The organism is Streptomyces sp. NPDC090994 (genome assembly GCF_044768905.1).
In the GTDB taxonomy this organism is placed as follows: Bacteria; Actinomycetota; Actinomycetes; order Streptomycetales; family Streptomycetaceae; genus Streptomyces.
The window spans coordinates 443,192-458,213 of record NZ_JBIVWS010000005.1 but is presented as its reverse complement, the minus strand read 5'-3'; the positions used below and the strand labels follow the sequence as shown (position 1 = coordinate 458,213).

Genomic DNA, 15,022 nt, shown 5'->3' with positions numbered 1-15,022 from the left:
GATGGCTGGGTGGTCCGGGTCCGCGTCGGGTTCCAGGCCGAGCACGGTGGTCGTCCCTTGGACGGTCGCCGTGCTCGTGCTTTTTCTGCTGCTGCTGGTCGTGGTCCGGCTGCCGTGGGCCGGTGACCTCGGGCTGCACGCGGCCACCGTCGAACGGCTGCGGCACAGCCTGACCGACCCCGGCAACCCGCTGGTCGACGCGGACACACCGAGCCCGTACTACTCGCCGTGGACGGTCGTCCTCGGGGCCGTCGCCAAGGCCGGCGGGGCCTCGGTCTTCGTGGTGCTGCGGCTGGGCGCGCTGGTCGGGCTGGGGCTGCTGGTGACGGGCGTGTGGCGGTACGTGCGGACGCTCGGCGCGCACCGGGCGGCGCCGGCGCTGGCGTTGCTGTGCCTGCTGCTGCTGTGGGGCACCGAGGTGTTCGCGTGGAGCGGGTTCCTCGGGCTCAACTCGCTCGCGCTGACGGTGGCGTACCCGAGTGTGCTCGCCCTGGGGCTCGCCTTCCACCTGTGGGCCGGGCTGGCGTCGGCGGTCGGCGGCGGGGGCGGGTGGGGGGAGTGGCTGGGGCTCGGGGTGCTGTGGGCGGTGGTACTGCTGTGCCATCAGTTCACGGGGGTGGTGGCCTCGCTGGGGGCCGTCGCCGTGCTGGTCGCGGGGCGGCGGGCGTGGCGGCCGGCCGGGGCGCGGATCGTGGGCGGGGCGGCGCTCGGGGCGGGGGTGCTGTGGGTGTGGCCGTACTACGACTTCTTCGCGCTGTTCGGGGCGGGGGGCGGGCTGGAGGCGGTGCACCGGCCGTTGTACGAGGACCTGGCCGGGCGGTACTGGCTGGTGCTGGCGGGGGTCGTCGCGCTGGGGGTGCGGTGGGGGCGGGACCGGTGGGACGTGCTGGTGCTGTTCTTCGTGCTGGGGGTGGTCGTGGTCGGGGCGGGGGGAGTCAGTGGGCACTGGTCGTGGGGGCGGGCGTTGCCGGCGGTGGTGATTCCGGCGCAGGTCGCGGCGGCGGTGGAGGTGCTGGGAGCGGGGCGGCGGGGGGTGCGGGCCGGGTCCGCGTGCGTGCTGGCCGGGGCGCTGGCGGTGGGGGCGTGGACGCAGGCGGGGACGGTGGGGTACGTGGTCGGGCGGGGGGTGTTGCCGGGGGTGGTGGAGGCCAAGTACCGGGAGCCGTGGCAGGGGTACCACTGGATCACGCCGTGGGTGCGGTACGGGGACGTGGTGATGGCGCGGGTGCGGGCGGCGCGGCAGATCCCGGCGTACGGGGCGTACACGGTGGCGCCGGGGTATCCGGACTTCTTCCTGCCGGATGAGGGGCGGCGGGGGACGGCTGTGCGGAGGTACTTCGGGGAGGGGGCGTCGGCGGAGGAGCGGTGGGGGATTCTGCGGGCTTACGGGGTGCGGTGGGTGGTGGATCGGGAAGGGGGTGTCGTCGAGGGGCTGCGGGTGGTGGCTCGGGGGCCGGGTGGGCAGGTGCTGTACGCGGTCGTGCCGTGAGGTGGGCGCAGGAGGCGGCTGCGCTGTAGGTCAGCGCACGTGATGAATCAGGGGGCGTACGGCTGATGCCAGTACGCCCACCGGCTCCCAGCGGAGCTGGAGGCGGCCCGGGCTGTGGCCTTCCGGTTCGACGGTGAGCCGGTGGGGCGTGGTGCCGGAGCGGTAGGGGACGCGGGCCGTGAAGGGCGGGAAGGCCGGCGGGGCCAGGAGGATGCCCGTGTGGGCACGGCCCTCGTGGCGGAGGCGGAGCACGGGGTGCCGTACGCCGTCGAAGCCCCACAGGGGCAGGCGGGCCGCCGCCAGGTCCAGGCGGACGCGGCCCTCGAAGACGCCGGGGCGGACGGGGGAGAGGCGGAAGGGGACCGACAGGCGGCGTTTGCCGGGAGTGAGGAGGAGGGCGGCGCGCTGGGGGCCGACCGGGAGGCGCAGGGCCGGGTCGTAGGTGCGGACGGTCAGGTCGACCGAGGCGCCGGGGCCCCGGCCGACGTCCGTGATCTCGTGCCGGAACGGGGCGTCGAAGAACGGCCGGGTCTCCGGTTCCAGGTCGGTGAGGTCCAGCTCGCGGCGGGCCGCGGCACCCTCCGGGACCCGGTCGCCCCAGTACGTCCGGCCGTCGGGGCCGGTGGTGAGCTGCCGGGGTGCCACGTCGTGCCCCAGGCCCCGCGCGGCCTGCCGGGCGTCGGCGAACCGCCGGTCGCGGACGAGCTGGACGACGACCCGTTCGGCGCGCGGCAGCCGGGCGTACGCCCCCGGCGTGAGCGTGTCCAGGTACGGGACGACGAGGTCCGCGAAGGAGGCGAGCCACGCCTCGTCGCGGTAGGGCAGGTCACCGGCGTACATCCGGAAGTCGTGCTTGAGGAACTTGTGGTCCTTGTCCTCCCGCAGCGACTCGTGCCCGCTCTCGGCGAGGAACGCGTCGATCAGGCGTTGTACGTGGATCCGGTCGGCGACGTTGGTCAGCCGGTCGCGCTGGTTGGAGATGGAGGCGGCGGAGGCGGCGGCGTACGGGGCGATGTACCAGAGGTAGACCGGCTCCGGGACGATCGTGAACGTCTTGGCCAGGCAGTACGCCTGGGCCGTGAAGAGCTGGTCCTCGTAGTGGATGCCCTCGGGGAAGCGGAGGCGGTGCCGGTCGAGGAAGGCGCGGGCGTACATCTTGCTGGTGGCGAGGTGTTCGAAGAAGAGGCGGGGGTCGGCCTCGATGCCGTCGAGGGTGCGGTCTTCGGCGACCAGGTGCGGCATCCAGGTGGAGCGGCGGCCGTTGTCGGCGCGGATCCGGCGTACCGCGCCCATCGCGAAGTCGAGGTCGCGGGCGCGGTGGGCGGCGAGCAGGGTCTCGACGGCGCGTTCGGGGAGTTCGTCGTCGCTGTCCAGGAACATCAGGTACGGGGCGCGGGAGAGTTCGATGCCGCGGTTGCGCGGGGCGCTGCAGCCGCCGCTGTTCTCGGGCAGGCGGACGTAGCGGATCCGGGGGTCCTCGGCGGCCAGGGCGCGGGCGACGGCCGGGGTGCCGTCCGTGGAGTGGTCGTCGCTGATGACGATCTCCAGGCCGGCGTGGGTCTGGCGGCGGACGGAGGCGACGGCCCTGGGGAGGCGTTCGGCGTCGTTGTGGACGATGACGGTGACGGTGACGTCGGGGCGGGTCACGCGGCCTCCTCGGGGGTCGGCGCCGGGGTGCGCTCGGCCAGGGGCGGCACCGGGGGCAGCGCGTTCTCGTCCTGGCCGAGGAAGACGCGGCGTACGACGCGTTCGGCGGCGCGTCCGTCGTCGTACTCGCAGAAGCGGCGGCGGAAGGCGGCCCGCGCCTTCGTCGCGTCCGCGTCGCGCCAGGCGTCGGTGGTGAGGATCTCCGTCAGCTCGGCCTGGGTGCGGGCGACCGGTCCTGGCGGCTCGGCCAGCAGGTCGAAGTAGACGCCGCGGGTCTCCCGGTAGATCTCCCAGTCGTCGGCGTGGATGACGATGGGCCGGTCCAGGTTGGCGTAGTCGAACATGATCGACGAGTAGTCGGTGACCAGCGCGTCGGCGGCCAGGCAGAGGTCCTCGACGGGCTCGTAGGGGGAGACGTCGATGACGCGGCCGGTGCGGCGCAGACCGGTGAGGGGGGAGGGGGCGGAGCCGTAGAAGTAGTGGGCGCGGACCAGGAGAACCGTTTCCTCGCCGAGGTGAGCGGCGAGGGCGGCGAGGTCCAGGCGCGGGGTCCAGCCGGCCTCGTAGTCGCGGTGGGTGGGGGCGTACAGGACGGCGCGGCGGCCGGGGGCGATGCCCAGGCGGGCGCGGATCGCGCGGATGTCGGCGGCGCGGGCGGTGTAGTAGACGTCGTTGCGCGGATAGCCGTGGTCCAGGGAGACCCAGCGGGACGGGTACGCCCGCCGCCACATGCGGGTGGAGTGGCTGTTGGCGCTGACGCTGAAGTCCCATTTGTCGACGCGTTCCAGGAGGGCCTGGAAGTCGAGGCCCCGGGCGGCGGCCGGGTAGGGGAGCTGGTCCAGGCCCATGCGCTTGAGCGGTGTGCCGTGGTGGGTCTGGAGGTGGACCGCGTCCGGGCGTTTGACCACGGAATTGGGGAAGTTGACGTTGTTGACCAGGTACGTGGCGCTCGCCAGCGCCTCTGCGCAGCGGCGGGTGCCGGGGACGACGTGGTCGGTGCCGGGCGGCAGCAGGGCGGCGTCGGCGGCGTTCACCACCCACACCGGGCGGATCCACGGGGCGAGTTCGCCGAGCTTGGCGGCGATCGCGGCCGGGTTGCAGGCCACGCCGCGGTTCCAGTAGGCGGAGAAGACCGCGAGGCGGGGGTCGGCCGGGGCGGTGAGCGCGCGGCGGTACTGGTGGTCGCGGAGCAGGGCGGCGGCCTGGCGGCGGCGGGTGCGGACGGTTCCGCGGACGGCGCGGCGGGCCTTGTTGGCGGTCTGGAAGGCGCGGTACTTGGTGTACGCGCCCTCTTCGAGCAGTGAGCGGCGCAGCCCCTCCGGGCCGGGCGGGCGCGAGTAGCCCTCGGGGCGGCGGCGCAGGGCGGCCAGCGAGGCGCGGCGGAAGAACTCGCGGGCGACGGGCTCCGGCATCCCGGCGCGGACGAAGGCGCGCAGGCAGTCGCGGACCATCAGGTCGTAGAGGACGGCGTACGGGGCCGGGCGGCCGCGGGCGAGATCGAGCAGCGCCTCGTAGCGGTCGACCAGGGCGTGGTGCTGCTCGGCGGTGACCGGCGGGAGGCTCTCGGGGCGCGGCGGGCGGTGCTCGTACGCGGGGTGCGGCAGGGCGGCGACCCGGTCGGCGAGGAGCAGCGCGGCGCGGGCGGTGAACGGTTCGTCGCGGCCCGACGTCAGGAACCGCTCGTGCGCCCGCCAGAACGCCGCCCGGACCACCCGGGTGCCGAGCAGCGGGGCCGTCCTGAGCAGGGGGGCGTGGTCGTCGAGGGCGAGTGGGGCGCGGTCCGTGCGGTCCGTGCGGCCCGCGCGGGCCAGCAGGGGGCCGTCGGCGGAGGGGAGGCCGGAGGTCCGCCAGGTGGAGCGGACGTGGTCGAGGAGGAGGACGTCGACCTGGCCGGGCAGGGCGGCGGCGCGCTCGGCGACGGTGCGCGGGGCGCCGGCGGGGAGTCCGTCCTCGGCGCGGACGAAGTGCAGCCAGCGGCCCGTCGCCCGGGCCGCCCCCGCAGCCCGGGCCGCGGCCGGGTCCGTCCCGTCCGGCAGCGGCACCACCTCGACGGCGGGGATGTGCCGCTCGGCCGCCTCCCGCGCCCAGTCGCCGACGGCGGCGACGACGACCTCGGTGTCCGGGTGCGGGTGGGCGGCCAGGGAGGCGAGGAGCCCGGTCAGGTGGTCCCGGGTGTCGGGCCCGTGGACGACGACACTGAGTTCGGGCATCTCGGTGGTCTCCTTCGTCAGCGACGCTCCCCGGCACACCTGTCCGGACATAGTGGCATCGAACGGACGGAAGGGTTAAGCCGGGCTGCGCCTCACGAGGGAACCTAGGGGGCCGCCTTGGGGTCGGTGGGGTCGGTGGGGTCGGTGGGGTCGGGGGTGGGGTCCGGCTTCGGGGCGGAGGCGGGGGCCGGCTTCTGGGCGGTCGTGCCGGTCTCGGGGGCCCGCTCCGGGGCGGTCGTGCCGGTCTCGGGGGCCCGCTCCGGGGCGGTCGTGTCGGTCTCGGGGGCCGGCTTCGGGGCGGCCTTCGGCTTCGGCTTGGGCTTCGGCTTGGGCCGCGCCTTGTCCGGGCCGCCGGTGAACGCCTCGTACTCCTTGAGCACCTCGTCCGTCGGGCCGTCCATGCGCAGCTCGCCGCGCTCCAGCCACAGCACCCGGTCGCAGGTGTCGCGGATGGACTTGTTGCTGTGGCTCACCAGGAACACCGTGCCCGCGTGCTTGCGCAGCTCGCGGATGCGGGCCTCGGAGCGCTTCTGGAAGGAGCGGTCGCCGGTGGCGAGGGCCTCGTCGATGAGAAGGACGTCGTGGTCCTTGGCGGCGGCGATGGAGAAGCGCAGGCGGGCGGCCATGCCGGAGGAGTACGTGCGCATGGGGAGGGTGATGAAGTCGCCCTTCTCGTTGATGCCGGAGAAGTCGACGATCTCCTGGTAGCGCTCCCTGATCTGCTCGCGGGACATGCCCATCGCGAGGCCGCCGAGGTACACGTTGCGCTCGCCGGTGAGGTCGTTCATCAGGGCGGCGTTGACGCCGAGGAGGGACGGCTGGCCGTCGGTGTAGATCTTGCCGTTCTCCACCGGCAGCAGGCCGGCTACGGCCTTGAGCAGCGTCGACTTGCCGGAGCCGTTGGTGCCGATCAGGCCGATGGCCTCGCCCCGGTACGCGGCGAAGGACACGTTCCGCACGGCGTGCACCTTGCGGACGCCGGACGCCTTCTCGGTCTGCTTGCGGCGGACGATCCGGTTGAGGGCGGCGGTGGCGCTGCCCCGTCCCGCGCCGGTGCCGTTGACCCGGTAGACGATGTCGACGCCGTCGGCGACGACGGTGGGGACGCGTTCGTCAGTGTGCTCAGCCACGGCCGTAGGTCTCCTCAGCCTTCCAGAAGTAGATGAAGCCGCCGATCCCGGCGAGCAGGGCCCAGCCCAGGGCGAGCGCCCACACGTGGGAGGGGAGCTGGCTCGCGTGGAAGGTGTCGATCAGGGCGAAGCGCATCAGGTCGATGTAGACGGCGGCGGGGTTGGCCTGGAGGACCGGGCCGACCCAGGACGGCAGGTCGCCGTGCTTGTCGATGAGCTGGTCGATGCTCCACATCACGCCGGAGACGTACATCCAGGTGCGCAGCGCGAACGGCATCAGCTGGGCGATGTCGGGGATCTTGGAGCCCAGCCGGGCCATGATCATCGCCACGCCGGCGTTGAAGGTGAACTGGAGCACCAGGGCCGGGACCGCCAGCACCCAGGAGGGGGCCGGCGGCACGCCGAAGGCCAGCAGGATGACGACCAGGGCGGCCATCGAGTACATCAGCTGCTTGAGCTGCTGGAGGCAGAACGAGACCGGCAGCGCGGCGCGCGGGAAGTGCAGGGCCCGCACCAGGCCCAGGTTGCCGGAGATCGCCTTGGTGCCCGACATGATCGAACTCTGCGTGAAGGTCCAGATGAACACGCCCGTGACCAGGAACGGGACGTAGTCCGGCACGCCCTTTTTGGTCTGCAGCAGCACGCCGAAGATCAGGAAGTACACCGCCGCGTTCAGCAGCGGCGTCATGACCTGCCAGACCTGGCCCAGTTTGGCCTGGCTGTACTGGGCGGTGAGCTTGGCGGTGGAGAAGGCGCCGATGAAGTGCCGGCGGGCCCACAGCTGGCGCACGTAGTCGGGCAGGGAAGGACGGGCGCCGCTGACCGCGAGGCCGTGCCGGGCGGCGAGGGCCGCGAGGTCTTCGGTGCCGGCCGGTGCCGGGGCGGTCGGCGGGGGCGGTGTGTGGAGGACCTGGCTCACATCCGCTGCTTTCACTCGGGGGGAGGGGTGAGTAGTCGCGGTGCTACGTCGGGACGGGACCGTATCGTCGCAACGGGAGACTAGGCCGAATTGACGTCGGAACGCAACCGTTTCGTCCTCACGCCCCTATGCTTGGGGCGTATGACGACCAACGCCGACGAGCCTCAGCCACGTCCGCGCCGCAGGGCCCCCGCCGGGGCCGCCGTACTGCGGGCGGACGTGACGGAGGCCATCCGGGCGGCCGTCTTCGAGGAACTCGCGGCCGTCGGGTACGCGCGGATGTCCATCGAGGGGATCGCGCGCCGCGCGGGGGTGGGCAAGACGGCGGTGTACCGGCGCTGGCGCTCCAAGCTGCACCTGGTGCTCGACATCGTCTCGGCGCTGGCCGTGCAGGGGCTGCCCGCGCCGGACACGGGCACGCTGGAGGGCGATCTGCGGCTGCTCTACGAGGTGACGTCCAGGGCGCTGCGGCACCCGGTCGCCTCGCAGGTCATCCCGGACCTCCAGGCGGAGGCGGCCCGCAACCCGGACATCGCCGAGGCCATGCAGAAGGCGCTGCGGGAAGGCCAGGACGGGGTCGCCAGCTCGATTCTGGCGGCGGCGCGGCGGCGCGGCGAGATCCGCGCGGGCTTCGACCACGACCTGGCGCTGGACCTGATCTCCGGGCCGCTGTACTGGCGGTCGGTGGTGATCAGGGGGCCGAAGCCGCCGAAGGGGTATCTGGGGGCGCTGACCCGGGCTACGGCGGCGGCGCTGAAGGCGTTGTGAGCGGGGCGGGGGCGGGGGCGGGGCGGGGGCGGGGTGAAGGGGCGTGCGCGCCCCGGCTGGAGCGGGCGGGGCGGGTGAACGCCCCGGCTGGAGCGGGCGCGGATCGTCGTGCGGACGTGCCGTGGGCGGGGACTCTCAGGCTCCGGTCGTCCCGCTCGTCCCGCTCGTCCCGCTCGTCCCGCTCGCTCCGCTCGCCCCGTCCCCCCGAGCCGCCTCCGGGCGCAGGGCCACCCAGCCCGCCCACGCCGAGGTGATCATGTCCTGCACGTCGTACTTGGCCTTCCAGCCCAGTTCGGCGGCGGCGCGGTCGGCGGAGGCGACGACGCTGGCCGGGTCGCCGGGGCGGCGCGGGTCGACCGTGGGGGAGAGGCCGTAGCCGGTGACGGTGTTGATCCGGTCGATCATCTCGCGGACGGAGACGCCCTCGCCCCGGCCGATGTTCAGGGTGAGGTCGCGGCCGGAGGACGCCTGGAGCGCGCGGGCCGCCGCCACGTGGGCCTCGGCGACGTCCACCACGTGGATGTAGTCCCGGACGCAGGTGCCGTCCGGGGTGGCGTAGTCGTCGCCGAAGATGCGCGGGGGCGCGTTCTCCGTCAGCTTCTCGAAGACCATGGGGACGAGGTTGTGCACGCCGGTGTCCGCCAGCTCGGGGGCGCCGGCGCCCGCGACGTTGAAGTAGCGCAGTGACGCCGTCGACAGCCCCGTCGCCCGCCCGGTCGCCCGGACCAGCCACTCGCCCGCGAGTTTGGTCTCGCCGTACGGCGACATGGGCACGCAGGGGGTCTGCTCGGTGACCAGGTCCACGTCCGGCATCCCGTACACCGCCGCCGAGGACGAGAAGACGAACGAGGACACGCCCGCCTCCGTCACCGCCTCCAGCAGGACGCGCAGGCCTTCGACGTTCTCCCGGTAGTAGTGCAGCGGACGCTCCACCGACTCGCCGACCTGCTTCTTCGCCGCCAGATGGACCACGCCGGTGACGCCGTGGTCGGCCAGGGTGCGGCGGACCCGGCCGGCGTCCAGGACCGAGCCCTCGACGAGGGGCACGCCGGCGGGCAGCCGGGCGGCGACGCCGGAGGACAGGTCGTCGTACACCACGGTCCGCTCGCCCGCCTCGGTCATCGCCCGTACGACGTGCGCCCCGATGTAGCCGGCGCCGCCGGTGATCAGCCAGGTCATGGTGGCCGTCCCCTCGTCCGTTGCCTGAGTGGCAGTGGTCGCCTCTCCAGTGGTCGCCTCTCAGTGAAGCAGGCGCCGGAGCCTGCCGCGTACCACCGTCGCCACACCCCGCGCCCCGGGCGCCACCCGCAGCGCCAGTGCGCCGGAGTGCGTGGCGTACGGCTGGACGAGCACGATGCCGTGCCGGGTGCTGGGCAGGGCGCGGCGGCGCAGGCGGCCGGGCAGGTCCGTGCGGGCGTGCGCCGTCACCTCGCGCGCCGTGCCGTCCCGGAAGCGCAGGCGCAGCCGCAGCTCCCAGGTGCCGGCGCCGAGGGCGGCGGGGTCGACCGTGACGCGGACCGGCCAGACCGCACCGCCGGCCCGTGGTGCGGACCGTTCCGGTGGTCCGGAGACCGCCGTACGCCGTCCCCCGCACCGCCCGTCCTCCCGTCGCCGCCACTCCGCCTCGACGGCCACCGGACCGCCGGCCCGCTCCACCCGGCCGTACAGCTCGTGCAGCCGCAGCGACAGCCGCGTGCCCCGCGCGGACGGGCGCAGTTCCGCGTCCACCGCCAGGGGCAGCAGCCGGACCGGGCGGGTGAGGAAGGGCTCCAGCGTGACCTGGGGGAGGTCCTGCGACCAGACGGGGAGGCCGTCGGACCCCGTCGGGTACGGCGGGAGCAGCCGGGCCGGGCGGGCCGCCAGTTCCCGCAGGCGGGGCAGGTCGCGCGGCTCGGGGGAGGCCAGGATCACCCGGCCGATCAGGCGGCCCGGCGCGGTGGGGGAGCGGGTCCAGTCGGCCGCGTCGTACTCCGCGAGGTACGCCCGCGTGTGCGCCCACCACGCACGCCGGTAGCGCACGTCCCGTACCTCCAGCTCGCGGACGTACATCCGCAGCTCGTGGTCGAGGAACTTGGCGCGGGCCGCCCGTGCCAGCCGCTTCTGCCCGGCGGCGAGCAGGATGTCGTACGCCGTCCGGCAGGCGTGCGTGCGGGCCCGCCAGTTGCTCACGTCGGCGCGGTCCAGGGAGATCGACAGGCGCTCGGCGGACCGGCGTACGTGCCAGACGTAGACCGGGTCGGGGACGAGCGCGACGCGGGGGCCGGCGGCGAGGACGCGCGCGGTGAAGACGAAGTCCTCGTAGGGGAAGCGGCCGTCGGGGAAGCGGATGCCGTGCCGGTGGAGGAAGGCGGTGCGGTAGAGCTTGTTGACGCAGAGGGTGTCGTGGACCAGGCGGGGGTGCCGGGCGGGGTGCGCGACCACGGTGCGCGTCGCGTACAGCGGCGCCTGCCATGGCACCTCGCGCCCCGAGGGCAGCTCCCGGCGCACGCACAGTCCGCTCACCACCTCCGCGCGCTCCTCGACGGCCGCCGCGAGCAGCGCGTCCACCGCGCCCGGCGGCAGTACGTCGTCGCTGTCCAGGAACATCACGTACGGCGCGGTCACCGCGGCCAGCCCGGTGTTGCGCGGGGTGCCGCAGCCGCCGCTGTTGGCCGGCCGGCGCAGCACCCGGAGCCGGGGCTCCGTCGCGGCCAGCCGGCCGAGCAGTTCCGCGCTGCCGTCGGCCGAGCAGTCGTCCACCGCGACGACCTCGCGGACCGCGGCGCCCTGCGCCAGCGCGGAGCGCACGGCGTCGGTCACATGGGCCGCGTCCTGGTACCCGATGACGACGACGCCGACCTGCCGGGACGGAGGAGGGGAGCATGCGGGCATAGCACAGTAAAACGCCCGCTGTGCCTTTCCGCTCGCCGCTCCGGATCACGCGCCGTCGGCCGTCGCCCGGTCCAGGGCGGTCGTCAGGCGGTCCAGACGGGACCGCAGGTCCTGGATCTCGGCCAGGTCGAAGCCGGTGGCCGCGGCGATCCGGCGGGGCACCTCCAGCGCCCGCTCGCGCAGCGCCAGGCCCTCCCCGGTGGGCCGCACCTGGACCGACCGTTCGTCGTGGGCGCTGCGTTCGCGCCGGACCAGACCGGCCGCCTCCAGCCGCTTGAGCAGCGGCGACAGGGTGCCCGAGTCGAGCCTCAGGTGCTCGCCCAGCCGCTTCACCGGCAGCTCGCCGTGCTCCCACAGCACCAGCATCACCAGGTACTGCGGATAGGTGAGCCCGAGGTCCTTGAGGATCACCCGGTAGACGCCGCCGAAGGCGCGCGAGGCGGCGTTCAGGGAGAAGCAGATCTGCTGGTCGAGGCGGAGCCAGTCGGCCGGGGGTGCGGGCGTGGTCATGTCTCCAGGGTAACCATGAGGCGTGATTTGGTTGTGCCCAACTTAATTGTGTGCTTCACTGTTCGTCGTACGAGATCACAAGACCCGGACCCGACCCGGACTCTCTGGAGGGATGTTCTCCATGAACCCGCTCTACACCGCCGTGGCCACCGCCACCCACGGTCGTGACGGCCGCGCCGTCAGCTCCGACGGCAAGCTGGACCTGGCGCTCGGCTTCCCGGTCGAGATGGGCGGCGACGGCACGGGCACCAACCCGGAGCAGCTCTTCGCCGCCGGATACGCCGCCTGTTTCGGCAGCGCTCTCGGTGCCGTGGGCCGCGCCGCCAAGGTCGACGTCACCGACGCCGCGGTGACCGCCGAGGTCGGCATCGGCAAGGAGGGCGAGGGCTTCGCGCTGGCCGTCACCCTGCGCGTGGAGCTGCCCGACACCGTCGACCAGGAGACCGGCCGCAAGCTGGTCGAGCAGGCCCACCAGGTCTGCCCCTACTCCAACGCCACCCGCGGCAACATCCCGGTCGAGCTGGTCATCGAGTAACGCCTACCGGGCCCCCGGCCCCGGCCCCGGGGACCCGACCCGCGCCAGCACCTCCCCCGTCCGCTCGCTCCACGCCACCACCACCGCCTCCTCGGGCACCGGCCGCCAGCGGGTCAGCAGCAGCCAGCGCACGCGGTAGCGGCGGACGACGGCGGCGCGCTCGGCGCGGGTCGCGTCCCGGTCCAGATACCTCGCCACGTCCGCCTCGCGCCGCTCGCGCTCCCGTTCGTCCAGGGAGGGGTCAGGCCAGGCGGGCGCGGCGAGGTTCGGCCCGTACCCGGCGATGGCGTGGCCGGCGTAGTACCCGTCGGTGATCACCACCTCGCCGGGGCCGATGTGCCGGGCCGCCCAGCCGTACGCCGGCCAGCTCGGCGGCTGCGGGAAGCCGGCCGGGATCAGCGCCCCCGCGTGGACGGTGAGGAAGCCGAGGGCGGTACCGGCCGCCGCCGCCCACCCCAGGACGCGCCGCGCCGCGCTCCACGGCCGGGGCGCCGCCAGCTCCACCGCGAGCGCGAACTGGAGCGGCACGAGGGTCAGGCCCAGGACGCGGCCGTAGGTGTAGTGGCCGCTGAGCCGGCCGTACGCCACCACCAGGCAGTCCAGGGCGAACATCAGGACCAGCGGGTCCCGGGGCGAACGGCGCCCGCGCCGCCACAGTGCGGGCAGCCCCACCACCACGGCCAGCCAGAACTCCCCGGCGAGGTGCGCGTACAGCGTGCGGTGCACCGCGTCCACGCTGTCGTTCCCGGCCAGTGCGAACACGTCGAAGTACGGCCACGCCGCGCCGGTCAGCGCGGCCGTCGCGCCGGTCAGCGCCCAGCGGCCCAGCACCGGCCCCGACCAGCGCCGCTGCCACCCCGCGACCAGGGCGACCGCGCCCAGCACCGCCGCGACCGACGTGATCGGGTGGATCAGCAGGACCAGCCCGTACAGCACGCCGAGGGCCGCGTACCCGGGCAGGCCGCGCAGGCCGCCGGGGCCCACCCAGCGCACCCGGCGGGTGTCCCGGGCCCGCGCCCCGGTCAGGGCCCAGGCCCAGAAGGTGAGCCCGATGGCGAACGTGGAGGGGTAGCCGAGGTTGCCCGTCATGGACATCAGCCCGAGGTAGCCGCTCCACCAGGCCCGCTCGGTGCCCCACAGCAGGGTCATCGCCACCAGGGCCAGCACCGGCGCCCAGGGGCGGGGGGTCAGCGTCCGGACGAAGCGGTTGACGCCGGTCAGCAGCACCAGCAGGTTCAGCGGGCCGGCCAGCCGCACCACCTCCCAGCCGCCCAGCCCGGTCAGCCGGGCGGACACGCCCTGCGCCAGGGCGTACGGCGAGTAGTACGCGCTGCCCGCGCCGGGCAGGTCGGCCATCGGGTGGCGGGGGTGGAGCAGGTCGGCCTTGAGGCGTTCGACCACCGCCGCGTGCTGGCCGGCGTCGCAGCACAGCGGCACCCGCCAGTACGCCAGCGACACCACCAGCCAGAACAGGAAACCGGCCGCCTGGTAGGGGGTGGGGCGCCAGACGCGGCCGCCGCGCAGCGCCGAGGCACCGTGCGCGGCCCGCCGGACGAGGACTCCGGCGCTCACCGGAGGAACGGGGTGGGGAGCGTCTGGGGCATTTGCCGTATGTTCCCGGTCGGGTCAACGGCATGACCCGTCGTCACCGCATCGAGTGACGGTCAGTTGGCCGCCGGGGCCGCCCGGCCGACCTGGCCCTGCGCGGGGACCGCTGCCCGGCCCCGCACCACCGGCTCCAACAGCAGCGGCAGCCCCACCACCGGCAGCAGCCAGGCCAGCACGATCAGCCGGCCGCCCCAGATGTTGATGTCCGGGTGCCCGGCCTGGGTGAGGATGCCGGTGGCCGCCGCCGCGATCAGGAACGCGCCGGACGCGGGCCGCCGCAGCGCGCCCCACGCACCCGCCGCCAGGGCGGCGACGAACAACGGCTCCCGCAGCTGCCGGCGCGACCACTCGGTCCAGAAGTTGCCCTGCAACTGGAAGAACTCCGGCCACGGACGCTCCCGGTCGGGCCGGGCGAAGTGGTCGGCCAGCAGGTCCTGGAGGCTCTCCGACTCGGAGGGGTAGTGCAGGAGGCGGGCCAGGACGACGGTGGCGAGGGCGGCGCACAGCCCCACGCCCGCCAGCCGCAGTACGCCCCGGCCGGGCGCCTCGCCCCGGCGCACCCGCCGGAGCGCGACCGCCGCGCCCGCCACCGCCAGGCACCCGCCGAGGAACAGCGCCTGCGAGTGCTTCACGGTGAACAGCAGCGCCAGGGACCCGCCGACCAGCCAGTACCCCCGCCGCTCCGGCACCGCACGCGACACCAGCGCGCAGCCCCACACCGCCGCCAGCGTCAGCGCCATCAGCAGCCCCTCGGTCATCGGCCGCATCGCCACCGCCCCGCACGGCAGCACGTAGTACAGCGCCTGACCGGTCAGCGCGAGCGGTACCGGGAGGGTGAGGGTGCGCAGGATCAGGAAGACCAGCACCCCGCCGGCCGCCGCGACCAGCACGCTCGCCGTCCACACGCCCCAGGTCACGCCGAGCACGGTCACGAACGGCACCAGGAACGCCGGATAGCCGGGCCGCGCCTCGAAGATCCGCATGAACCGCTCCGGCATGAACGGCACCGTGTGCCCGCCGGTCTGCCCGGCCCGCAGCCGCCGCTCCACGTTCCGCCACTCCCGCGCCCGGCACTCGGCCGTCACCCGGGCGGTGGGGTCGGCCCGGTGGAAGCGGACCACGTGCACGCTCTGCGCCCGTTTCGCGCTCGACGCCCGGCTGGCGCAGTAATGCTCGATGGCGCCCGCCGCCGCGCCCCGCTTGTCCTCGCCGGACAGGCTCAGGGCGTAGGAGAGGTAGTTCTTGGTGTCGGGGGTGTCCCGGCCGGTGACGTCGGCCAGCTGGAGGAGGGCGAAGAGCAGCGCCAGCAGCAGCACTCGCGTACGTACCCCGCCA

Annotated in this window: 11 protein-coding genes and 1 pseudogene; 3 read left to right on the top strand and 9 right to left on the bottom strand. The window is 74.5% G+C overall.

All coding sequences use genetic code 11. From position 1 onward, the window contains the following. The first annotated feature begins 1 nt into the window (after position 1). The gene (locus ACIQR3_RS14920) at positions 2-1,489 is read left to right on the top strand and encodes a hypothetical protein (RefSeq protein WP_403538394.1); all 1,488 of its coding nucleotides are present in this window, start codon (positions 2-4) and stop codon (positions 1,487-1,489) included. Between the two features lie 30 nt (positions 1,490-1,519). Here the strand turns inward: ACIQR3_RS14920 and ACIQR3_RS14915 are convergent, their stop codons facing one another. The 4 genes and pseudogenes from ACIQR3_RS14915 to ACIQR3_RS14900 all read right to left on the bottom strand — a co-directional run bounded on the left by ACIQR3_RS14915 (position 1,520) and on the right by ACIQR3_RS14900 (position 7,395). After that, a complete protein-coding gene (locus tag ACIQR3_RS14915) occupies positions 1,520-3,136 on the bottom strand; it encodes a glycosyltransferase family 2 protein (RefSeq protein WP_403538392.1) in 1,617 nt (538 codons plus the stop codon). Beyond that, the gene (locus ACIQR3_RS14910) at positions 3,133-5,346 is read right to left on the bottom strand and encodes a CDP-glycerol glycerophosphotransferase family protein (RefSeq protein ID WP_403538391.1); all 2,214 of its coding nucleotides are present in this window, start codon (positions 5,344-5,346) and stop codon (positions 3,133-3,135) included. The genes ACIQR3_RS14915 and ACIQR3_RS14910 overlap by 4 nt, the downstream gene beginning before the upstream one ends. 281 nt (positions 5,347-5,627) lie before the next feature. After that, positions 5,628-6,476: pseudogene (locus ACIQR3_RS14905) on the bottom strand (ABC transporter ATP-binding protein); the annotation flags it as partial. Further along, positions 6,469-7,395, bottom strand: coding sequence for an ABC transporter permease (locus tag ACIQR3_RS14900; protein ID WP_403538389.1), 927 nt, complete (start codon positions 7,393-7,395; stop codon positions 6,469-6,471). The pseudogene ACIQR3_RS14905 and the gene ACIQR3_RS14900, both read right to left, overlap by 8 nt. Positions 7,396-7,536: 141 nt before the next feature. On the opposite strand from ACIQR3_RS14900, the gene ACIQR3_RS14895 reads away from it, so the two are divergent. Further along, entirely contained in the window at positions 7,537-8,163 is a 627-nt protein-coding gene (locus tag ACIQR3_RS14895; protein ID WP_403538388.1) for a TetR/AcrR family transcriptional regulator, read from the top strand. A gap of 135 nt (positions 8,164-8,298) precedes the next feature. On the opposite strand, the gene galE is transcribed toward ACIQR3_RS14895, so the two are convergent. The 3 genes from galE to ACIQR3_RS14880 are packed head-to-tail and all read right to left on the bottom strand — an operon-like array spanning position 8,299 to position 11,544. Then, on the bottom strand, positions 8,299-9,342 hold the full coding sequence (galE, locus tag ACIQR3_RS14890; protein ID WP_403538386.1) for a UDP-glucose 4-epimerase GalE: 1,044 nt from the start codon (positions 9,340-9,342) through the stop codon (positions 8,299-8,301). 60 nt (positions 9,343-9,402) lie between these two features. Next, a complete protein-coding gene (locus ACIQR3_RS14885; RefSeq protein WP_403538384.1) occupies positions 9,403-11,034 on the bottom strand; it encodes a glycosyltransferase family 2 protein in 1,632 nt (543 codons plus the stop codon). 45 nt (positions 11,035-11,079) lie between these two features. Then, positions 11,080-11,544, bottom strand: a complete 465-nt coding sequence (locus ACIQR3_RS14880; RefSeq protein ID WP_403538383.1) for a MarR family winged helix-turn-helix transcriptional regulator — start codon at positions 11,542-11,544, stop codon at positions 11,080-11,082. A 121-nt stretch (positions 11,545-11,665) separates the two neighbouring features. On the opposite strand from ACIQR3_RS14880, the gene ACIQR3_RS14875 reads away from it, so the two are divergent. Next, a complete protein-coding gene (locus ACIQR3_RS14875) occupies positions 11,666-12,079 on the top strand; it encodes an organic hydroperoxide resistance protein (RefSeq protein WP_403538381.1) in 414 nt (137 codons plus the stop codon). A gap of 3 nt (positions 12,080-12,082) precedes the next feature. Here ACIQR3_RS14875 and ACIQR3_RS14870 read toward each other — a convergent pair whose 3' ends face one another. Next, positions 12,083-13,651: a hypothetical protein gene (locus ACIQR3_RS14870; protein ID WP_403538380.1), complete on the bottom strand. Its 1,569-nt coding sequence runs from the start codon at positions 13,649-13,651 to the stop codon at positions 12,083-12,085. Between the two features lie 92 nt (positions 13,652-13,743). Next, positions 13,744-15,003 (bottom strand): hypothetical protein, encoded by a 1,260-nt coding sequence (locus tag ACIQR3_RS14865; protein WP_403538379.1) that lies wholly within the window; start codon positions 15,001-15,003, stop codon positions 13,744-13,746. Between the last annotated feature and the right edge of the window lie 19 nt (positions 15,004-15,022).